Origin of the sequence: Butyrivibrio sp. WCD3002, from assembly GCF_000424265.1 — a bacterium.
Classification (GTDB): Bacteria; Bacillota; Clostridia; order Lachnospirales; family Lachnospiraceae; genus Butyrivibrio.
The window spans coordinates 67,474-89,543 of the sequence record NZ_AUJO01000004.1 but is presented as its reverse complement, the minus strand read 5'-3'; the positions used below and the strand labels follow the sequence as shown (position 1 = coordinate 89,543).

Here is a 22,070-nt window from a genome sequence, read left to right as displayed (position 1 = left end):
GTACACACCATGTCATTTAACAGACAAATGGCAACGGACATCCTTCAGGATGACCTTCTGTTATATATGGGAAAAGATAACGGATATGAGAAGGGCGCTTATTGTGATCATTCGTATCATAATGGTCAGATGATAACCACTGAAAATATATATCTTGAAAAAGGTATATATGATATCAGCTACACCTATGATACTAATAATGTTTACGAGGATTCCAAAAAGGATATCTATTCCGAGATTGAATCGGTGGATGATTTTTCCGGAAATAAAGGTGCAGACAATGTGGTGTCGGATGTAATTGGTATTTACAATACAGAAAATAAGACAGGCAGACATCTTGCGTATATCAACAGATCCGGAAATTTCAGAGTTAATTTCCCTGTATTGGCAGATGAAGATTACATCATGGTAGGAGATATTCACATTGAATATCTTAGAGGTAGAACAATACTTCACGAATTTTCAATATGGCTTTTTTTATTCTTAGTAATTGATCTTTTGATAGCAGCATTTGTGCTTTATAAAGAAAAAACTGATAAATGGCTTAAGGAAAATGCCGCTGTTGCAGCCCTTCTTGCTGGAATCATTGCTTTATCAAGTTATCCTCTTGTTCATAAGGGTGTGTATTTTGGAGATGATTTAAATTATCATCTCACAAGATTCTGTGCTATAGCAGATGGAATTAAAAGTGGTATTTTTCCTGTAAAAATACACCCATTATGGTGCAACGGCTATGGCTATGCTGATGGAGTAGGATATGGTTCCATGTTCCTTTACCCTTCGGCAGTACTGATAGTTCTAGGCTTTTCACTGGCTTTTGCATATAAGTTCTACATTCTGATGATGAATGTCATAGCAGTACTTATTTCATACAAAGCCTTTGGAAATATCACAAATAAAAAATATCTCGGCGTTGCCGGGGCAGCCCTTTACTCACTTATGGGATTCCACCTTCACAGTATTTACTCAGGTGCCCTTGTGGGAGAGTTTGCGGCCTTCGCATTTTTGCCTCTTATCCTTCTTGGAATGTGGGATATATATACAGACAGCGTGAAGCTGGGTGGATATATAGGCATAATTGAGATGGCTGTTGGAATCGATATGACTATCGAGACCCATGTCCATTCCACATTTATACTTGTAATGGTTATCCCGGTTATCTGCCTTGTATTTTTCAGGATGACATTTTCCAAAAAGATATTCATAAAGCTCCTTAAAACTCTTGGCCTTACAATTCTTCTCGGATTACATTTCATGCTTCCTGTAGTTGACTATCTGATGAATGTGCCAATGCTTATGGGTGAGCATGGATATATCCTTTGGGGAAATGCCACAAATCCGGAATATCTTTTTATGACAAAACCCGATAGCATGCAGTATACGGGAGGATGGGCAGCACTTGGCTTCTCATCACTGATAGCACTTTTCATCTGCGCTGCAGTTCTTGGAAAAGGATATTTTGGTAAGCTTAAGAATACGGTAACAAAGCTCCTTTTATGCACAGTAGTACTTATTTTCATGTGCACAAAGTGGTTCCCATACTATGATGTTTACAGATTTCTTCCGGAAAAATTATACTCAGCCCTGGAGATACTTCAGTTCCCATGGCATTTCCTCGGAGTAATAAGCGTACTTGTGGTACTTCTTACTGTGTTATCACTTGGTGCATTAGAGGATAATTTTGTAAAAGAAGGAAAAGCACTTGGAATGGAGATAGCTGCCATCATAGCATTTTGTCTGACTATCCTGACAATAGGGCAAGACCTTACTTTTTACGATGAGCTCTTAAGAACTGGACATACAGTTTCTGCAATAGATTCAGGAAAATGTTATTTTAACGGTCTTGATGAGTTTGGAATCATAGGGGCTGACGCCGCTCTAGCTTACAGAGAGGCAGAGCTTATACTTCCTGAAGTAGAAGGTATCTCCGGAGGTATTACTAAGAGGAAAGCCACAACTATATTTGCTGATATAAATAACGAGAGCGGACAGGATATTACAGCAGAGTTTCCGCTTTGGAGCTATAAAAAATATAAGGCAAAGAGTGATGGTAAATCACTTAATGTGACAGAGTCAGACTCAAAAAAAGTAGCTGTTGAGATTCCTGCAGGCTTTAGCGGAAGTATAAAAGTATACTTCAGTGAGCCGTTTACCTGGAGACTTGCTCAGATAATATCTGTTGTAACAGCAATTGTAATTCTGGTCTTTTACCATAAAAGAAAAGGCAAAGCTAGTTGAACAATAAAAACTGCTGTGATAAAATAACTAGGCGCGTATAAATAGCGCATAGTGAGTTCTCGTAGCTCAGCTGGATAGAGCGTCCGCCTCCTAAGCGGAAGGTCGTGTGTTCGAATCACATCGGGAACGTTTGGTAGATAAGCGGAAGGTCGTGTGTTCGATCTCCGTTCCACTTCGGTCAGTGCTAAGCGCACATCCCCCGGATGTGCAGCACCACATCGGGAACGTCTAGAGAGAGGAAGCCAAAAGGCTTCCTCGTTTTGTATACACAAATATTTGACAGCCAATATAGATTTATGGGGTTTTTTATGATTTCAAAGTTTTTTAATAAGGCAGGCAAAACACTGTTATCCATGATACTGGCATTCTGCGTATTATCTGCTTTTTGTTTTTTCTATTCGAATACTCCTGTTCATTATGATGATCCTGATGGTGCAACTGATTACAGATGGGAACCAAAAACCTTCCATTCACAGTGGACAGAAGGCTATTCCTATGGATTGACCAATAATGAAGGCTACTACGATACTACAGATTATGTAGAGGGAGAAAACATAGATATCCTCATTATGGGTTCGTCTCAGATGGAGGCATCCAATGTTCCTTCCGGATATTCCTCTGCGGCACTTTTATCAGAAAGTTTACCGGATCTTAGAATCTATGACATAGGTGTTTCAGGGCACTATTTTGCGACCTGCGTTAATAATTTTGATGCAGCCATGAACAAATATAAGCCTTCAAAAGATGTGGTAATTGAGACAGGTTATCTTCACTTTACAGATGAAGAGCTTAATCAGATGCTTGATGGCACTGTAGAAACCATAGGTTCTCACGCAGATGGCATAATCGGTATGCTTCAGAAAAATCCTTTTCTCAGGCAGATGTATTATCAGCTTGAGAGCTTTAAGGAGATAATTGGACCAAGCGAAATAAAGGATAAGATAATATCTTTTGAAAAGGCAGGTGCCACTACTGAGGCATTAGTAGAAGAGAAGAAAGAAGATAATCTTTGTAATGAAGAACTTCTAAGACAAGTGCTTTCTAAAATAAAAGCGAAGGCAGATGAAAGTGGTGTTCAAATAATAATACTTTTTCATCCCACAATGAGACTTGATCATGAGGGAGTACTTACCTACGATAATACAGACAATGAAAGCCTTCAGTATGCGAGATTATGCAGCGAAGTCGGAATTGGCTACATAGATATGTCAGAGCGTTTTGCTTTTGAATACTATGAAAATGATACCCTTGCCTACGGCTTTACTAATACCTCGGTGGGCTTGGGGCACCTTAATAAAAAGGGACAAAGAATGATTGCAGAAGAACTTTATAAGTATTTAGAGGAGAACAAATGACATTTTCATCAGTTGATTTTTTAATATTCTTCTCTGTAGTGCTTGCCGGAACGGCTTTTATAGAGCGCCATTTTAAACAGAGGGTAAAAGAAGTATTTCTTCTTTTGGCCAGCTTCTTTTTCTATGGCTACTGGGATTACCGCTTTTGTTTCCTTCTTCTATTTGTGATAGTTGTGTCATATATTTCGGCACAGCACACAGCCAGTAAGCCGGCGTTCGTGGCAGGAATAGTGGTACCAATATCGGTTCTTGGAATTTTCAAGTATCTTGGATTTTTTATGGATACCTTCGAAGCAATGATAGGCCGTGACCTTGGTACACTTAAAATAATACTTCCTGTGGGAATTTCATTTTATACCTTCCAGGCTCTTAGCTATGTAATAGATGTAAAAAGAGCGAAAATACCTGTTGAAAAGGATTTCATCAAGCTTGCCTTATATGTCAGCTTCTTCCCTCAGCTGGTAGCAGGGCCTATTGTCCGTGCATCGGAGTTTTTGCCACAGCTCTATGAAAAGAGATCTGTTAACTGGCAGAATCTTCAGTGGGGACTTCAGGTTTTTGCATTTGGACTTTTTAAGAAAATAGTTCTTGCGGATCACATGTCCGTATTTGTTGATGATGTTTATTCAAAGCCTGCTGCTTTTAGTGCTTTTACGCTGGTTTTTGCTACCATGTCATACTCGGTTCAGATTTATTTTGATTTCTCCGGATATTCAGACATGGCTATAGGGTGCGCTAAATGCCTTGGATATGACTTTAGCAGAAACTTTAACATACCTTATATGTCAAGAACCATATCAGAGCTCTGGAGAAGATGGCACATCAGTCTTTCAACATGGCTTAAGGAATATGTCTACATTCCTCTTGGAGGAAACAGAAAAGGACTATACAGACAGTGCCTTAATCTGTTCCTTACAATGCTTATAGGTGGATTGTGGCATGGCGCTGCATGGAAATATGTTTTTTGGGGCGGGCTCCACGGAATCATGCTTTGCGTGGATAAGTTTGTTCCAAGAAAATCTGAGAATCAGGTTATAAGAGCACTTAACATATTTGATGTTTTTATGTTCAATTCATTAACTTTTGTATTTTTCAGATCCGAGAAATTTTCAGATGCGTTTCTCATATTAAAGAGAATCGTTACTTTACAGAAGGGTATAAATCAGCCATTTGCCTGGTCCTTTGTGGGAATGGCAGTACTTCTTATAGCATCGATTTATGCAGATAGAAAAGCAAAAAAGGAAAATCGCACACTAAGCGGATTTTATCCTATACTTGACCTTGGTACAGTTAAGGGAATGACATTGTTCTTTATTGAACTTGGACTTATACTGACTCTTGCCTATACAGGTGAGAACCCATTCGTATACTTCCAGTTCTAAATCGGGGGAAAATAAAATTTACAAATAAATCTTTAAATGGAGGAAGAAAAATGCAGGACAGATTACCAAAGAGATCCGAAGTTGCAGCTGAGCTTACATGGCGACTTGAGGATATTTACGAAAACGAAGAAGACTGGCAAAAGGAAGTTGATAAAGCTATTGAACTTTCAGGAGAACTTGCAAAATACAGCGGAAAGCTTACTGAGAGCGCAAAGTCTTTATATGAAGCATTAAATCTCTATGAGCAGATTGAACTTTTAGAGAGCAGATTCCATGGCTATGCACACATGAGACATGATGAGGATACAGCTAATTCCAAATATAACGGAATGAACCAAAAATCCTCATCAGCTCTCGTTGCAATAAGTGAGAAAACATCATTTGTTGAGCCTGAAATCCTTGGACTTTCAGATGAGAAGCTTGATTCCTTCTACAAGGAAGAGCCCTCTCTTAAGCAGTATGAGATCATAATCAAAGAGATGAGAAGACTTAAGGATCACATCTTAAGTAAAGAGATGGAGCAGCTCCTTGCATCAACAGGCGAGATGGCAAACACTCCCTATACAGGCTTTAACATGCTTTCAGATGCAGACCTTAAGTTCCCCAGCGTAGAGGATTCGGAAGGAAAAGAAGTTGTTCTTTCAAACGGAAGATTTGTTCCAGTTCAGATGTCCAAGGACAGAGAGCTTAGAAAAAAAGCCTTCGAAGCATTCTATGGAAGATATGAGGAGTTCAAGAATACCTGGGCAGCTCTCTATGACGGCGAAGTAAAGGCCAGAATTTTCAACTCAAAGGCAAGAAAATATAATTCCAATTTTGAAGCAGCCGTTGATGGCAATAACGTCGATCCTAAGGTTTGCGATATGCTTATCGAGTCAATCCATAAGGGATTTGATAAGATGCACCGCTACGTTTCCCTCAGGAAAAAGCTTCTTGGCGTAGATGAGCTTCACATGTATGACGTTTATGTTTCCATGATCAAGGACTTCAACATGGAGGTTGACTACGAGACAGCTAAGGATATTTCCCTGAAGGCTCTTGCACCTCTTGGTGAAGAGTATCTTTCAATCGTGAAAAAAGCCTATGAAGATCGCTGGATCGATGTGGTTGAGAATGAGGGAAAGAGAAGTGGTGCTTACAGTAGCGGCGCATACGGAGTACATCCCTATATGCTTCTTAATTACAACAACACTTTAGAAGATGTATTTACACTCGTACATGAGATGGGACACTCAATGCACACCTGGTATTCAGACCATGCGCAGAGCATCTTTAACGCAGATTACAAGATATTCGTTGCAGAGGTTGCATCCACAACAAATGAGGTTCTTCTCTATCACTATCTTAAGGACAATGCAAAGTCCAAGGAGGAGAAGGCATACATCATAAATCATTTCCTTGAGAGCTTCAAGGGAACAATGTACCGTCAGACCATGTTTGAGGAGTTTGAGAGAAAGACCAATGACATGGCTGAAAAGGGTGAGCCGCTGACAGCAGAGTCACTTTCAAATGTATACTATGAGCTGAATAAGCAGTACTTTGGAGAAGATATGGTTTCTGATCCTCAGATTGCATGGGAGTGGTGCAGAATACCTCACTTCTATTACAACTTCTATGTTTATCAGTACGCTACAAGCTTTGCAGCATCTGTTGCAATTGCAAGCCGCATCCTCAAAGAGGGAGAAAGTGCAGTAGAGCAGTATAAGAATTTCTTAAAGAGCGGATGCACAGACGATCCGGTAAGTCTTCTTAAGATTGCAGGAGTTGATCTTACTACTTCAAAGCCCATCGATGATGCACTTGAAGTATTTGGCGAAGCACTTAAAGAAATGGAAGAACTTTATAAGTAAAAAAATAAATGCTCATCATCCTGTAACGGGTGATGGGCATTTTTGATTTTCGTATTTTTATAATATTTTTTTAGCATACTGTTCAAAGGCAGCCACAGGAATTGGCTTTGAAAAATAGAAGCCCTGGAATACGTCGCAGCCAAGTTCCGACAGGTTATTTAACTGAGCCTTTGTTTCTATTCCTTCAGAGATAACCTCCATATGAAGCTTTTTTGCCATATCGATCACGGATTCGAGAATTACATTACTCCTGTCATCATCACTGCTTCTTTGAATAAAGCGCATATCGATTTTCAGGACATCGGCCTTTAAATCCTTTAAAAGACCAAGTGATGAGGAGCCCTTACCAAAGTCATCAATTTCTACGGTGAATCCGTTTGCCTGCAGGCTTTCAAGAATAGCCATGTTGCCGGACATCTCATCAGCGATGGCGGTTTCTGTTATTTCTATATGAAGCTTTGAAGGAGATATGTCGTATTTTTTACACAGGGCAGGGAAAATCTTGGCAATATCAAGGTAGTAAAAGTCCTTTGGCGAGACATTCACCGAAAGATAGAGCTTATCAAACTCTGTACCCTTCCATTTAGACAGCTGCTTAGCTGCCAGCTCCCACACATATTCATCCAGAGAACCTATAAGACCAACCTGCTCTAAAATCTCTATAAATTCAAGAGGAGGAAGAACATCACCTGAGGGCAGACACCATCTTACAAGACATTCAGCGCCTTCGATCACACCGTCCTTGGTAACCTGAGGCTGTAAGTAAATAATGAACTGTCCGCTTTTGAGGTTTGATTTAAACTCATTTATTATCTTCTGTTCATGAACTGCCTGCTCTAAAAGCTCATCAGTAAAGTATGTATAGAAAACACTTTCATCTGTTCTTATGGATTCCAAAGCCATGTATGAACGATCATACATTATGGATATAGGCAGATTCTGGTTTTTAACATCAAATATTCCAAAGTGCATAGTCAGTGTAAACGACGGAGAGTGAATAAGCTCCGCGACCTTTGAGGAAATCTGGCGAAGCCACTTTTCGAGGTCATCCTTTTCATCTATGCACAGTGCAAAGTTTACGCCGCCGCATCTTCCTGCAACGCCGCTACTTCCGCACATTTCTTCCAATATTTTTGCAATGCCTACCAGAACTTCATTTCCTTTACTGTTTCCAAACAGAGTATTAACAAGCCTGAAGTTATCAACATCGGCAGAAATTACAAAAAGTTTCTTTTCAGAATTATTACTGATTAAATTACGGGCTCCTTTGCAGAATCCGTCCCAGTTAAGTATACCTGTAAGAGTATCATGAGTAGACAGATAGCCGCTTGTTTCCCACTTGTCCTTTTCGACCTGGAGCATAGCATCTGAAGCTGCATCATCAGTGAAAGAAATAAGCTCTAAATTGCAGCAGTAGGGAGATTCGTCCTTCAAAGTCAGAACGATGGGAACAGACTGAATCTGGAAGGTTTTACCATTAAAATACTCGACGCGGCTCTTTTTGGACTGAGTATGGCAAGCCTGAAAGCTTGTACAGTTGGCACATCTGTGATCAGCATTCCAAACGGCATAGCACTCCCTGCCAAAGCACAATTCACCATCAGCTGATATATTAACCTCTCTGCATTCCTCAGCATCAACAAGCCTTACTATGTCAAACATTACACGCATGGAATCCATAGAGGCGTTTATTTCTTTATATGAGTATTTTTTAACCTGATAAGTGTTTTCAGTAGCCATATACATCGCCCTCTGTAAAATTCTATATTTAATTATAAATCACAAGTATTTCAAAATGCCGATATTAAAGCTTTTTTAATGGAATTTTAATAAAGGAAAGAAAGGCAGAAGTTAACTAGATTAAAAGCAAAAAAGCGCGATAAGTAGTACAATATGATAGAATGGAAAAAAGTCTATATAAAGTGGAGGGCATCATGGCAGAACCTGTAAGGCGAAAGAAAAATATAGAAGAAGGTGGAAACGGCGTCCACGTAAGAGGCGATGGTCTTGGAACAGGACCGGTGGGATCATCTGATGGATATAAAGGTAAAGGCTCAGGCGGCGGATCAAACGGTGGAGGTCCAAAAAGGAGCGGAGGAATAAGCCCTCTTTCAATAGTAGTTGTACTTGTGATCCTTCTGCTTAGCGGAGGCGGCGGTCTTTCATCACTTTTTAGCGACTCTTCAGAAAGTGATACAGAATCATATACTCAGACAGCGACTATAGAAAACTCAACTACCAATAATAGTACAAGTGTAGCGACAACAGATAACTCCTATTCGAATACGACTCAGTCCGGTACGACCTCAGGATCTTCTCAGATTGGATCTCTTCTTGGATCCCTCCTTGGAGGCGGCACTGGATATTATGATTCTACATCAAGTGAATGGGCAGAGGAACCTAATACAGGAGTTCTAAATAAAGAAGTTATTGAAGGTGCTGGAGCTAAGCGCACAGTTATAAAGGATGATGGCAGTGATGTGACCACCATTATGGTATACATGTGCGGAACCGATCTTGAGAGCAGAAGCGCCATGGCCACCAAGGACCTTCAGGAAATGATGGCTGCAAATATCTCTGATCAGATAAACATCATTGTATATACAGGTGGCTGTAAGAAGTGGCAGAACAATGTAGTATCCAGTTCCGTTAACCAGATATACAAGGTTGAAAAGGGCGTCCTCAGAGTCCTTAAGGATGATGTAGGTAAAAAGCCAATGACGGATCCTGATAATCTGGCATCCTTTATTAAATGGACAGCGGCTCAGTATCCTGCCAACAGATACGATCTTATTTTATGGGATCATGGCGGCGGCTCCGTAAGCGGTTACGGTTATGATGAGAAAAATGCCCAGTACGGCTCAATGGGACTTTCCGGTATTAACAGGGCTCTTAAGGGTAGCGGAGTAACCTTTGACTTTATCGGTTTTGATGCCTGCCTTATGGCTACTGTTGAGACAGCACTTATGACTGCTTCATACGGTGATTATCTCATTGCTTCGGAAGAAACAGAGCCCGGTGTTGGCTGGTATTACACCGATTGGCTTAATGCATATTCAGCTAATCCCTCAATGGCTACTCTTGAAATTGGTAAAAACATAATTGATGGATTTACCAAAACCTGCGAGAACACCTGCAGAGGTCAGAAGACAACACTTTCAATTATTGATCTTGCAGAGCTTGAGAAAACAATACCTGATGAGCTTAAGAGCTTTGCAAATTCTACTTCTGAGTTGATTTCTGATAAACAGTATAAGAAGGTATCAAATGCCAGAGCTCAGACAAGAGAATTTGCAGCTTCTACCAAGATTGACCAGGTTGACCTTGTTCATCTTTGTTACAATATGGAAACAGAGGAAGGACAGGAACTGGCAAATGCCATCAGAGGCTGTGTTAAGTATAATCGCACAAGCCAGGGCATGACCAACGCCTATGGCCTTTCCATGTACTTCCCTTACAGGAAATCCTCTAAGGTAGACAGTATGGTCAGCACCAGCGAAGCGATCGGAATGGATGAGAGTTATTCTGAATGTATTCAGAAGGTTGCTTCCTTGCAGGTAGCAGGTCAGATGGCAGCAGGCGGAACACAGACTCCGGCCGGAAGTCTTTTTGGAGATTACCAGAGTTCATCCTCTACAACGAGCAGTGATGCCCTTATTGAGCTGTTTACAACAATGCTCTCGGGAAGCTATAGTGGAATCTCAGGACTTGATGCATCCAATACACAGTTCTTTGGAAAAGGTCTTGATATTCAGGATATGGCGGACTATGTATCAGCCAATCAGTTTGATGAAAATGCTCTTATGTTTGTCAAAAATGATGATGGCGACGATACTATTCAGATGACTGCCGAGCAGTGGGATCTTGTACAGGATCTTGAGGTCAATGTTTTCTATGATGACGGAACCAGATATGTGGACCTTGGTTTAGATAATTCCTATGATATTGATGATGATGGAAACCCTGTAGCACCCTCTGACAGAACTTGGCTTTATATTGACGATCAGATAGTATCCTATTATCACGTTGATACCCAGGGCGATTCCGATAACTACGCTATAATGGGAAGAGTTCCCGTAATTCTCAATGATCAAAGAGCAGACCTTATCCTTATCTTTGATTCAGAGAATGAAGACGGATATGTGGCAGGCGTAACCTACGACTATGTCAATGGCGAGACAGATACAGTGGCAAAGAATCTGACAGAATTGTCAGAGGGCGACAAGCTTGAATATATCTGCGACTGCTACGCATACGATAAGACCTACACGGATACATATTTCCTTGGAGATTCCGTTATAGTTGATGGCGACATGGAAGATATGCATATTTCAAACAGAAGCGTGGGAGACGGAGAGATTCTCGTATCCTTCAGATTCACAGATATTTACGGACAGGAACACTGGTCACAGACGCTTAATTATTAAAGAAAGACAGTAATAATTTATGGGAAACTATATTGTTTTTGATCTTGAATGGAATCAGGGGAAATCAGTTAAGGAAAAGGACGGAAAATCGCTGCCCTTCGAAATTATCGAGATAGGCGCAATCCGTCTTGATGAAAACATGAATCGTACAGGTGAGTTTAACAGACTCATCTGTCCCCAGATTTACAAAAAAATGCATAAGATAACGGAGAATCTCATTCACATCACGATGGATGATCTTAAGAGCGGGGATGATTTTGTAACCGTCATAAAGGATTTTCTTGAATGGTGCGGTGAGAATCCCATATTTTGTACCTGGGGACCTCTTGATCTTACAGAGCTTCAGCGCAATATGGACTTTTTTGATATGAAGCTTTTATCCGACAGACCGCTTCCCTTCTACGATGTGCAAAAGCTTTACAGTATCATGTATGAAGACGGTAAGATGAGACGATCCCTTGAGCATGCCACGGACAGCCTTGGAATGGAGAAGGACAGTGCCTTTCACAGGGCTCTCTCAGATGCGGATTATACCGCAAGGATTTTTGTTGAGCTTGATAAAAAGGTTCTCTACAATTATTCCTTTGATAATTATGTGACACCAAAGACCAAGGATCAGGAAGTACATATTATTTTTGATCACTATGCAAAATACATATCAAGGGAATTTAAGACCAAGGAAGAACTCCTGGCAGATCCCGAGGTAATGGGTACAAAGTGCTATCTTTGCAACCATCCCTTAAGACGTAAGATAAAATGGTTTTCCATTAACGGCAAGCACTTTTACAGCGTATCTGTCTGTAAGGAGCACGGCTATATGAAGGCCAAGGTCCGCGTTAAGAAAACTGAACGTGATAAGTACTATGCCGTTAAAACCCTGAAATTTATAACAGAGAAGGAAATGCGTGAGGTTAAGGCAAAATCCGAGAAAAAGAAATATTAAAATCTCGGGCCGCTCCTTTTTTTGGCTTCCTTCTTTCTTCTTGAAAGACGCTTTCTGTCCTCACGGCTTCCACCGAAGCTGTAGGTTGATATGAGAGCACTGATATATATTGATAAAAGCAGCAGTCCTCCGGCTAACAAAAGGCCGGAAAGGACTGTTTTTATATTAATGTAAATTGTCTGCTCAGGTGTATGCTCATTAGAATCTGCAGCAGTACTGGTATTTACAACTATGTGTCCGTTACCGATGGGCACACCGCTGTAAAAATAACTGATAGTGGCTATGGATTCAGGAGAGCTTTCATCGTTTGTATAGGAAATCTCTGAGGTTGCATCAGATAACTCGGCGTTTTGAGGAAGACATACATAATCATTTTTGGTAAATTCCAAAGAAGCGCCTTTTACATTGAAAATATCCTCACCCTGTGAGAAGAAGGCGTTATCCTTCGGAATATATCCGGTCTCCTCACTTTTTACATTTACTGCCTTGAAGTTATTAAAACCGTAATCAAAAAGCTGAACTGTGTCAGTAAACTGGGCAGGAGATTCCTCCTTAAGGATTACGCATACAAGCTTAATGTTGCCTCTTTCAGCGCAGGTTACAAGAGTCTCTCTTGCAAGATCCGTGTAGCCTGTCTTTCCTCCGATTATTCCCACATAGGGAATCTCACCATTTATAAGCTTGTGCTTATTGTTGAGATAGAAATCATCGGGCTGACCTGCACTTGGCTCAAAGTGATATCTTGGTGTATTTCCAACTCTGCAAAGAAGCTCGTTAGAGAAAAACTCACATCCGATAAGAGCAAGGTCGTAGGCACTTGTGTAATGATCAGAGTCCTGAAGTCCGTTGGTATTTACAAAATGAGTATTGGTACAACCGATGGACTTAGCTTTTTCATTCATAAGATCCACGAATGCAGATATGGAACCGCAAAGATTTTCTGCTACGGCGTTAGCTACCTCATTGGCACTGCCGACCATTATTCCATAAAGACATTCCTCAAGAGAAAGATATTCTCCGGCATCCATACCTATATTGGAGCCATCAGCCGGAACTGAATGAATGGCATCATAAGTGAATTTTATTGTATCTGACAGGTTTCCGTTTTCAACTGCAAGAAGACAGGTCATTATCTTAGTGGTACTTGCAGGATAGAGCTCCTCATGTATGTTCTTGGAATACAAAATTGTGCCTGTATTTACCTCCATCAAAATGGCAGCCTCTGCCCCGATTTCCGGACCCTCCGGCCATCCGGAAATAGAGTTACTTTCAATTGGAAGAAGCTTTCTTTCATTAGCCTCCTCCTCAAGAGTCTCTGCCATGACATAGAAGCCTGAGTTAACAAATATGAGTGCTGTAAGAAGCATTATTGCTATTGTTTTAAATTTGCTAAATTTCAATTTATTTTGCTCCAAATACAGATAAAAATATGAAAAATTTCTTATTTTTCAGTCAAACAGTATAAAGTTTCTGTCCATTTATGATACACTAAAAGAGAAGGAAAATGAAAGGTAAATGTTTTAATGCGTTTAAGAAATATAGCCGGTTCCAGAGAGAGGATCGCAGAGTCACCCTTTGCCATAGATAACCCGGAGGAGCACAAGGGAAAATGGAAAGAGGTATTTGGCAATGACAATCCTGTCCGTATAGAAGTTGGAACAGGTAAGGGCAGATTTATAATGGATCTGGCAGCAGCCAATCCTGATATAAATTACGTTGGAATAGAGAAGTATTCAAGCGTACTTCTAAGAGCAATACAGAAACAGACAGAGCTTGAGCTTAAGAATGTAAGATTTATCCGCATGGAAGCCGAGATTCTCACAGAAGTATTTGAGAAGGGTGAGGTAGACAGAATCTATCTTAATTTTTCAGATCCCTGGCCAAAAGAGAGACATGCTCAGAGAAGACTTACTTCCAGTACCTTCTTAAGCAGATATGATCAGATTTTAAAAGAGGACGGACAGCTGGAATTCAAGACAGACAACAAGGATCTGTTTGATTTTTCACTTATGGAGCTCAATACCGCAGGTTGGCATGCTGAGGCGGTTACCTTCGATCTCCATAATGATGAAGTTATGAATGAAGGCAATATAATGACTGAATATGAGGAACGGTTTTCTGCGAAAGGCAATCCGATCTTCAAATATATTATTAAAAGGTAAGTACTTTAAAATCTAACACAGCGATAAGAGGATATCGCGGAAAGAGGTGGACAATGGCGGAGTATACTTTTACTACACAGAACTTTGAAGAAGAAGTTCTCAACAGCAAGATTCCGGTTCTTATTGACTTCATGGCTGATTGGTGCGGTCCTTGTAAGATGATGGCACCCATGATCGATGAGTTTGCCAAGGAGTACGATGGGGAGCTTAAGGTTGGCAAGATCAACGTTGATGAGCAGCCAGAGATTGCTCAGAAATACGGTGTAATGTCAATTCCCATGTTTGCCTTTATAAAAGATGGTGAGCTTGTTGAATCTGCAGTTGGTGCTCAGAGTAAGGCTAAGCTCCAGAACATGATCGATAAGATCGTTTCATAAAATAATGGTTGAATGAGGCCTCTCCCATAGCGGAGAGGCTTTAACTTTGCCCAAAAGATGAAGATGTTTTGGTTTTGTGATAAAATATCTTTTGATTTAAGTAAAAAACCTTTAGATTTTAGGAAAAAAGGTGATGTTTACTTATTTCAGGGGGAGATATTGGCCTGAAGAATTCGGAGGAGAGCTTTTGGCAGATAATATCAGAAATTTTAACGATTATAGGAAAAAAGTAAATCTTGAGAAGCAGGATACTGAAGAGATAGATATTGAGATTCAGGATCCCCTGGATTTTTTGTCCGCGAGTGAGCGTGAGGAGTACTACAGAACTCAGCATGAAGCCATGGACAGGGAAAGAGAGAGCTTAGATGAGGATTCTTCTGAGTTCTACTTTGATGATGAGCCTCCAAAACAGCAGAAGGAGCAGCCTCGGCACTCTGTAAGGGAAGAACAGGAAGATATCCAGGACTATGAATATGAAGAAAGGCCTGCTCGCCGTCCTGCCGGAGAACCGGCAAGGAAGCCTTCCCGTAAAGCAGAAAAGAAGTCTCAACAGAAAATGGAAAAGAAGGCTTCTCGTAAAGCAGTAAAGGAATCATCCCGGGACAAGGGAAGAAGAGGCCGTGATGAAGATGACTGGTTCGATGAGGATGAAGATATGGGCGGTGGCATCAATCCTTATGTTGTTGTAAGGATTGCTTCGGCCCTTACCGGAATTTTTATTCTTATCCTTATGGGAATGATATTTAAGGCTAAGGTCTATGATGTTTACTTAAAGCCTGATCCTGATGAAGTGCGTGGGACCGTACAGGTTGGTCAGGTTGCAGGATACACCTACACCAACGACAAGGTTGTGACTACCACAGAGCTTAACCTGAGAAATACGCCAAGTACTATTTCAGATGATTTTATAGAGGCACAGGTTCCTGAGGGAACAGTTCTCGACAGAATAGCTGTAAGTGATGACGGCGTATGGGCCCAGGTGGAATACGATGAAAAGGTTTTGTACTGCGTAATGAAATACCTGAGGGTAGAAGAGTAAATTTCACATAGAGTTATTCATTAAAAAGAAGTATTGTACGAAATTCAGGTAAAGAAAAAGCTGCTCCTTACGAGAAGGAATGCAGCCATGAATAAAATGGATCAAGAGCTTCTGACAGTTCATCATATCTGTCTGCAAGCTCTTCGATTTTGTCAAAGATCTGCGCGGATGCTATTTTTCCATCCATTGCGGCGACCAGACGCTGTGAGCTTTTTGATTCAAGAGAGCGAATGTCCATGTGTATAAGGATTTCTTCATGCAGATCGGATACTGCTTCAAAGAGTGCAGGATACTTCTTTTTTACATAAGAGAGCTCATCAAGCAATGTCTCACGCCTTTGCAGGAAAAAGAGGATGTATACAGGCTCCACAATCTCTCGGGGCTCGATCTCCTCAATATATGAACCGTCCTCATAATCCCTTGAGGATGCATAGTACTCACATATTTCCTGAATAAAGGGACTTACGCGCTCATCGTCATATAATTTTTGTAATTCGTTAGTATAAGATTCTTTCATGGTTACGCCTAATAAGTGATATAGTAAAATAAATATTTTCTTTAACTACTATACAACAACGAGGATAGATATGCGAATAGGAATTTTTGATTCCGGTATGGGAGGGCTGTCTGTTTTACACGAAGCCTACCATCTTCTTTCAGATCAGGAATACATATTTTATGCGGACACGGAGCATGTACCCTACGGACTTAAGTCCGAGGAAGAGATAAAGGGATATGTTGATGAAATAGTCCGCTTTCTTATAGGAAAGGGAGTTGACGCTATCGTAATAGCATGTAATACCGCTACCAGCGTTGCTGCTTCATATGTCAGAAAAAAATATGACCTTCCTATCCTTGGTATGGAGCCGGCAGTTAAGCCAGCAGTTGAGAACACCAGTGAAGAGAGCAGGATTCTGGTTATGGCTACTCCTGTTACTTTAAGGGAGGAGAAGCTCGCAAGTCTTCTTAGCAGAGTTGACAACCTTCACAGAGTTGATCTTCTGGAAATGCCCATGCTTGTTACCTTTGCAGAGAGGGAAGAATTTGATTCAGACGAAGTAAAAGAGTACATTACGAAGCAGTTTTCTCCTTATGATATCTCAAAATACAGTGCACTGGTTCTTGGGTGTACCCACTTTAATTATTTCAAGCCATTGTACAGAGAAATCCTTGGAGACAGTATAGAACTGGTGGATGGCAACTATGGAACCGTCAGACACCTGGGTGATGTTATGGGCATCGATATTAAAAATGATGCAAATAGCAAGATTATTTTTAATACACCACAAGATATTGTAGTTACTCATAATACCACATACTATGAGTCAGGATACGAAATTACGGATAACAATAGATTGTCAAAGTACCTCAGAATGCTGAACCGCCTTGAACTTATGCGAAATTTTTAATATCGATAAATTGTCACTTGATTTATACAACATAATGTATTATAGTTTAATTGTAGCCACAAGATATAGTTTTCATGTGGCTATAATCATCTAAATCTAGTACGGGATCGGGTACATAGGGGGTGCCTGATTGTTGTAGAAGTCATAGGGGGTTCACCAGTGAAAATTATCAAGAGAAGCGGAAAAGAAGTCACTTTTGATGGCGAGAAAATCCTTGCGGCAATAGAGAAGGCTAATAAGGAAGTAACACCGGATAAAAGCTTGTCTGCGGATCAGATCAAAAACATAGAGGCAAAGGTAGAGGAGAAGTGCGGCCTTCTCACAAGAGCAGCAAACGTGGAGGAGATCCAGGATATGGTCGAGGACGGCCTTATGGAATCCGGCAAGTTTGAGGTTGCACGTAAGTACATTACCTACCGTTATCGTCATGCCCTGGTGCGTAAATCAAACACCACCGATGAGCAGATTATGTCTCTTATCGAATGCAATAACGAAGAAGTAAAACAGGAGAACTCCAATAAGAATCCCACAGTAAACAGTGTGCAGAGAGACTACATGGCAGGTGAAGTAAGCCGTGATATCACACGTAGATTCCTTCTTCCTGAGGACGTTGTTAAGGCTCACCAGGAGGGAATCATTCATTTCCATGATTCAGATTACTTTGCTCAGCACATGCACAATTGCTGTCTTGTTAACCTCGATGATATGCTCCAGAACGGCACAGTTATTTCTGAGACCATGATCGAGCGTCCCAAGAGCTTTTCAACAGCTTGTAATATTGCAACACAGGCAATCGCACAGATAGCAAGTTCACAGTATGGTGGACAGAGTATTACTTTGTCACATCTTGTGCCTTTTGTAGATGTAAGCAGACAGAAGTTCCGCAGAGAAGTGCGTAAGGAATTCGAGGATGCCGGAATGCAGGCAACTGATGATCAGATAAATGAGATAGCCGAGATGCGTGTACGCAAGGAGATCGAGCGAGGAGTTCAGGTTATCCAGTATCAGGTCATTACTCTTATGACTACAAATGGTCAGGCTCCTTTCATTACTGTTTTCATGTACCTCGACGAAGTACCGGAGGGGCAGCTTCGTGATGACCTTGCGCTTGTTATTGAGGAGATGCTCAAGCAGCGTATCATAGGCGTTAAAAATGAGAAGGGTGTTTATATCACACCTGCTTTCCCGAAGCTGATCTACGTTCTTGACGAGGACAATATCCATGAGGGTACACCTTACTGGTATCTGACACAGCTTGCAGCAAAATGTACAGCAAAGAGAATGGTTCCTGATTACATCTCTGCAAAGAAGATGAAGGAATATAAGAACGGCGACGTTTATCCCTGCATGGGTTGCAGAAGTTTCCTTACTCCTGACAACAAGGGACTTGGAGAGAATAAAGAGCACAAGTACTACGGACGTTTCAACCAGGGTGTTGTTACTATCAACCTTGTTGACGTAGCATGCTCTTCAGGAAAAGATGAGAAAAAGTTCTGGGAACTGATGGAAGAGCGCACAGAGCTCTGCAAGAAGGCTCTTATGTGCAGACACAACCGTCTCCTTGGAACACCTTCAGATGTAGCACCTATTTTATGGCAGTTCGGAGCACTTGCAAGACTTAAGAAGGGTGAGAAGATCGACAAATTATTGTTTGATAACTATTCCACAATCTCACTTGGCTATGCAGGACTTTGCGAGTGTACCAAGTACATGAAGGGCGTTACACATACAGATCCTTCAGGAAAAGACTTTGCACTTCGTGTTATGCAGTTCATGAACGATAAGTGTGCTAAGTGGAGAGAAGAGACCAACATCTCCTTCAGCCTTTACGGAACTCCGCTTGAGTCAACAACCTATAAGTTCGCAAGAGCACTTCAGAAGCGCTTTGGTATGATCGAAGGCGTTACTGATAAGAACTACATCACAAACAGCTATCATGTTCATGTAACAGAGAAGATTGATGCCTTCACCAAGCTCAAGTTTGAATCTGAGTTCCAGGCACTTTCACCGGGTGGAGCTATCAGCTATGTTGAGGTTCCCAACATGAACAACAACATCGAGGCTGTTCTTGCAGTTATGCAGTACATTTATGAGAACATCATGTACGCTGAGCTGAACACCAAGAGTGATTATTGTCAGTGCTGCGGTTACAACGGCGAGATTCAGATTGAAAATGACACAGACGGCAAGCTTATCTGGGTATGCCCGAATTGTGGAAACAAAGATCAGACCAAGATGAACGTAGCAAGACGTACCTGTGGATATATCGGAACCCAGTATTGGAACCAGGGACGTACACAGGAGATTAAAGAGCGCGTACTGCATCTTTGATGCATGTTGCCATAGAATCCCTTTTGATTCGGAGCGGCCGAAGTATTTCGGTGGATCAGGGAGGAGAAAAAGGTATATTAAAAATGGGGAGAAGGAGCTATCAAATGGTAGCTCCTTTCTAAACCTTAAAATAAGTAGTATAAATAAGAGGAAATTTATGAATTACGGCGAAATTAAAACCACTGATATTGCAAACGGAGTTGGTGTAAGAACATCACTTTTTGTTTCAGGATGTACCCACCATTGTAAGGGTTGCTTCAACGAGGAGACCTGGGACTTCAATTTTGGAAAGCCCTTCACCAAGGAAGTAGAGGATGAGATCATTGAATCCCTTCGTCCCGTCTATGTAACAGGTCTTACAATCCTTGGAGGCGAACCCATGGAGGTTGTTAATCAGAAGGCTCTTCGCCCTTTCATCGAGCGCATCAAAAAAGAACTTCCAGACAAAACTATCTGGGTTTATTCAGGTTATGTATGGGAAGAACTTACAGATAAAAACAATGCCCGCTGCCACTGCGATGACACAGATACCATTCTTTCAATGATAGATGTTCTTGTGGACGGTGAGTTTAAGCTTGATCTTAAGAATATATCACTTAAGTTCAGAGGCTCATCCAATCAGAGAATCATCGATGTGCCTAAAACCCTTGAAGAGGGCAATATAGTTCTATCAGAGCATAATGATGACTGAAAAAAGTTTATTGCACAAATTTTGAAACCGGGAGCCAGGCTCTCGGTTTTGACTTTTAAACGGAAATAAATATATAGTGTATAATGAAATTGATTCATTAAAATGTGTTATTCGATGGAGATGTATTATGCCAACACTTGGATGTGTGTCCGGAACAAGGGCGGTTATAGAAAAATATAATCTGAGTATACAGAAGAAATTCGGACAGAATTTCCTAATTGATGACAGTGCCCTCAGCAGAACCGTTGAGGCAGCAGGCGTCACAAAGGAAGATACTGTCCTTGAAATCGGCCCGGGAATCGGAACCATGACTCAGTATATAGCTGAGAGCGCTGGAAAAGTAATAGCTGTGGAAATCGACAGAATGCTTATTCCGATTCTTGAAGATACCCTTTCTGAATACGATAACGTTAAGGTTATCAATCAGGACATTTTGAAGGTCGACATAGAGAGCATTGTTCAGGAAGAAAATGGAGGAAAGCCCATAAAGGTAGTAGCAAATCTTCCATACTATATCACTACTCCAATTCTCATGAGACTTTTAGAGAGTGAACTTCCGATAGACAGCATAACTGTAATGGTTCAGAAGGAAGTTGCAGACAGAATGGCAGAAAGGCCGGGATCAAAGGATTACGGTGCACTTTCTCTGGCGGTTCAGTATTATACTGAGCCTTCACTTGTGCAGGTAGTACCGCCAAGCTCATTCATTCCGCAGCCCGGAGTGGATTCTGCGGTAATCCACTTAAAGTGTCACAAAGAGCCCCCTGTTGAAGTAGCTGATTCCAAATTTATGTTTTCAGTTATCCGCTCAGCCTTCGCCCAGAGAAGAAAGACCCTCTCCAATGGCGTAGCGAACGGAAATATTGGTATTAACAGAGAGCAGGTCACAGATGCCCTCTCCAAGATGGGACTTAATCCCTCAGTAAGAGGCGAAAAGCTCAGCCTTGCAGAATTCGCAGAGCTTTCAAACCTCTTATATCCACTAGTAAATAAGACCGGAGATAAATAATGATTTTTGAAACCCACGCCCATTATGATGATGAGGCATTTGATACAGACAGGGATGAACTTTTATCATCCATGAACGAGAACGGAATTGGCTTAATAGTAAATGCAACAGCCAGTAAAAAGACTGTAGAACAGTCCCTTGAGCTCTGCAAAAAATATCCGTTTATATATACCACAATCGGTGTTCATCCAAGTGACTGCGCTGAGATGGATGAGGAAGAGCTTTCATGGCTAAAGAATCAGTGCTCCTACGAGAAGGCCGTTGCCGTTGGCGAGATTGGACTCGACTATCACTACGACGAACCTCCAAAGGATGTTCAGAAGAAATGGTTTGAGGCTCAGCTTCAGATGGCAAGGGACGTTAAGCTTCCTGTGATTATTCACTCAAGAGATGCTGCAAAGGATACCCTGGATATCATGAAGGCCATGAAGGCAGAGGAAATCGGTGGAGACATCCACTGCTTTTCATACTCTGTGGAGATGGCCAGAGAATATCTTAACATGGGCTTTTTCATCGGTGTCGGCGGCGTTATTACCTTTAAAAACGGCAAGAAGCTAAGGGAAGTTGTGGAATATGCTCCTATTGAACAGATTGTAATAGAAACGGATTCTCCATACCTTGCCCCGGAGCCCTACAGAGGAAAGCGCAATTCTTCACTTTACCTGCCTTATGTGGTGGAAAAGATTGCAGAAATTAAGGGATTAACACCAGATGAAGTTATGGATATAACAACATCAAACGCAAAACGACTTTATAGAATATAAAATCATTAAAACCCGCGTATTTTCGCGGTTTTTTCGTTATACTTTTTTGACATCAATAGTATGCTATGCTAAAATTTACACTAGATATAGTAT

At 41.1% G+C, this 22,070-nt stretch carries 17 protein-coding genes and 1 tRNA gene; 15 read left to right on the top strand and 3 right to left on the bottom strand.

Going from position 1 to position 22,070, the window contains the following annotated elements; translation table 11 throughout:
* Window positions 1-9: 9 nt before the first annotated feature.
* The 5 genes from G608_RS0107025 to pepF all read left to right on the top strand — a co-directional run bounded on the left by G608_RS0107025 (window position 10) and on the right by pepF (window position 6,825).
* A complete protein-coding gene (locus G608_RS0107025) occupies window positions 10-2,238 on the top strand; it encodes a hypothetical protein (RefSeq protein WP_026495436.1) in 2,229 nt (742 codons plus the stop codon).
* A gap of 55 nt (window positions 2,239-2,293) precedes the next feature.
* A tRNA-Arg gene (locus G608_RS0107020) sits at window positions 2,294-2,367 on the top strand.
* 179 nt (window positions 2,368-2,546) lie between these two features.
* Complete coding sequence (locus G608_RS0107015) at window positions 2,547-3,593, top strand: SGNH/GDSL hydrolase family protein (protein ID WP_026495435.1); 1,047 nt, start codon at window positions 2,547-2,549, stop codon at window positions 3,591-3,593.
* Window positions 3,590-4,975, top strand: a complete 1,386-nt coding sequence (locus G608_RS0107010; RefSeq protein WP_026495434.1) for an MBOAT family O-acyltransferase — start codon at window positions 3,590-3,592, stop codon at window positions 4,973-4,975. Before G608_RS0107015 ends, G608_RS0107010 begins: the two co-directional genes overlap by 4 nt.
* Window positions 4,976-5,025: 50 nt before the next feature.
* Window positions 5,026-6,825, top strand: a complete 1,800-nt coding sequence (pepF, locus tag G608_RS0107005; protein ID WP_026495433.1) for an oligoendopeptidase F — start codon at window positions 5,026-5,028, stop codon at window positions 6,823-6,825.
* A gap of 57 nt (window positions 6,826-6,882) precedes the next feature.
* Here pepF and G608_RS20280 read toward each other — a convergent pair whose 3' ends face one another.
* Entirely contained in the window at window positions 6,883-8,565 is a 1,683-nt protein-coding gene (locus tag G608_RS20280; RefSeq protein ID WP_051208972.1) for a putative bifunctional diguanylate cyclase/phosphodiesterase, read from the bottom strand.
* Window positions 8,566-8,759: 194 nt separating this feature from the next.
* Between G608_RS20280 and G608_RS0106995 the strand changes: the two genes are divergently transcribed.
* The gene (locus tag G608_RS0106995; RefSeq protein WP_026495432.1) at window positions 8,760-11,252 is read left to right on the top strand and encodes a clostripain-related cysteine peptidase; all 2,493 of its coding nucleotides are present in this window, start codon (window positions 8,760-8,762) and stop codon (window positions 11,250-11,252) included.
* 19 nt (window positions 11,253-11,271) lie between these two features.
* On the top strand, window positions 11,272-12,195 hold the full coding sequence (locus tag G608_RS0106990; protein ID WP_026495431.1) for a 3'-5' exonuclease: 924 nt from the start codon (window positions 11,272-11,274) through the stop codon (window positions 12,193-12,195).
* Here G608_RS0106990 and G608_RS0106985 read toward each other — a convergent pair.
* Window positions 12,192-13,595 carry a D-alanyl-D-alanine carboxypeptidase family protein gene (locus G608_RS0106985; RefSeq protein ID WP_242829350.1) on the bottom strand — a complete coding sequence of 468 codons (1,404 nt, stop codon included), beginning with the start codon at window positions 13,593-13,595 and terminating at the stop codon, window positions 12,192-12,194. The genes G608_RS0106990 and G608_RS0106985 overlap by 4 nt on opposite strands.
* Window positions 13,596-13,718: 123 nt before the next feature.
* On the opposite strand from G608_RS0106985, the gene trmB reads away from it, so the two are divergent.
* The 3 genes from trmB (at window position 13,719) to G608_RS0106970 (ending at window position 15,773) form a co-directional block, all read left to right on the top strand.
* The gene (gene trmB, locus G608_RS0106980) at window positions 13,719-14,357 is read left to right on the top strand and encodes a tRNA (guanosine(46)-N7)-methyltransferase TrmB (protein WP_026495429.1); all 639 of its coding nucleotides are present in this window, start codon (window positions 13,719-13,721) and stop codon (window positions 14,355-14,357) included.
* Between the two features lie 53 nt (window positions 14,358-14,410).
* Window positions 14,411-14,734, top strand: coding sequence for a thioredoxin (gene trxA / locus G608_RS0106975; RefSeq protein WP_026495428.1), 324 nt, complete (start codon window positions 14,411-14,413; stop codon window positions 14,732-14,734).
* A 187-nt stretch (window positions 14,735-14,921) separates the two neighbouring features.
* Entirely contained in the window at window positions 14,922-15,773 is an 852-nt protein-coding gene (locus G608_RS0106970) for a hypothetical protein (RefSeq protein WP_155833240.1), read from the top strand.
* 67 nt (window positions 15,774-15,840) lie between these two features.
* Here the strand turns inward: G608_RS0106970 and G608_RS0106965 are convergent, their stop codons facing one another.
* Window positions 15,841-16,290 carry a hypothetical protein gene (locus tag G608_RS0106965; protein ID WP_026495426.1) on the bottom strand — a complete coding sequence of 150 codons (450 nt, stop codon included), beginning with the start codon at window positions 16,288-16,290 and terminating at the stop codon, window positions 15,841-15,843.
* Window positions 16,291-16,360: 70 nt separating this feature from the next.
* Here G608_RS0106965 and murI point away from each other — a divergent pair, with 70 nt between their 5' ends.
* From murI to G608_RS0106935, 5 genes are all read left to right on the top strand, one after another.
* Window positions 16,361-17,182, top strand: a complete 822-nt coding sequence (gene murI, locus G608_RS0106960; RefSeq protein ID WP_026495425.1) for a glutamate racemase — start codon at window positions 16,361-16,363, stop codon at window positions 17,180-17,182.
* Window positions 17,183-17,341: 159 nt separating this feature from the next.
* Window positions 17,342-19,513, top strand: a complete 2,172-nt coding sequence (gene nrdD, locus G608_RS0106955) for an anaerobic ribonucleoside-triphosphate reductase (protein ID WP_026495424.1) — start codon at window positions 17,342-17,344, stop codon at window positions 19,511-19,513.
* Window positions 19,514-19,670: 157 nt separating this feature from the next.
* Window positions 19,671-20,204, top strand: coding sequence for an anaerobic ribonucleoside-triphosphate reductase activating protein (gene nrdG / locus G608_RS0106945; protein ID WP_026495423.1), 534 nt, complete (start codon window positions 19,671-19,673; stop codon window positions 20,202-20,204).
* A 127-nt stretch (window positions 20,205-20,331) separates the two neighbouring features.
* Window positions 20,332-21,213: a 16S rRNA (adenine(1518)-N(6)/adenine(1519)-N(6))-dimethyltransferase RsmA gene (gene rsmA, locus G608_RS0106940; RefSeq protein WP_026495422.1), complete on the top strand. Its 882-nt coding sequence runs from the start codon at window positions 20,332-20,334 to the stop codon at window positions 21,211-21,213.
* Window positions 21,213-21,977, top strand: a complete 765-nt coding sequence (locus G608_RS0106935) for a TatD family hydrolase (protein ID WP_026495421.1) — start codon at window positions 21,213-21,215, stop codon at window positions 21,975-21,977. Before rsmA ends, G608_RS0106935 begins: the two co-directional genes overlap by 1 nt.
* The last annotated feature ends 93 nt before the right edge of the window (window positions 21,978-22,070 follow it).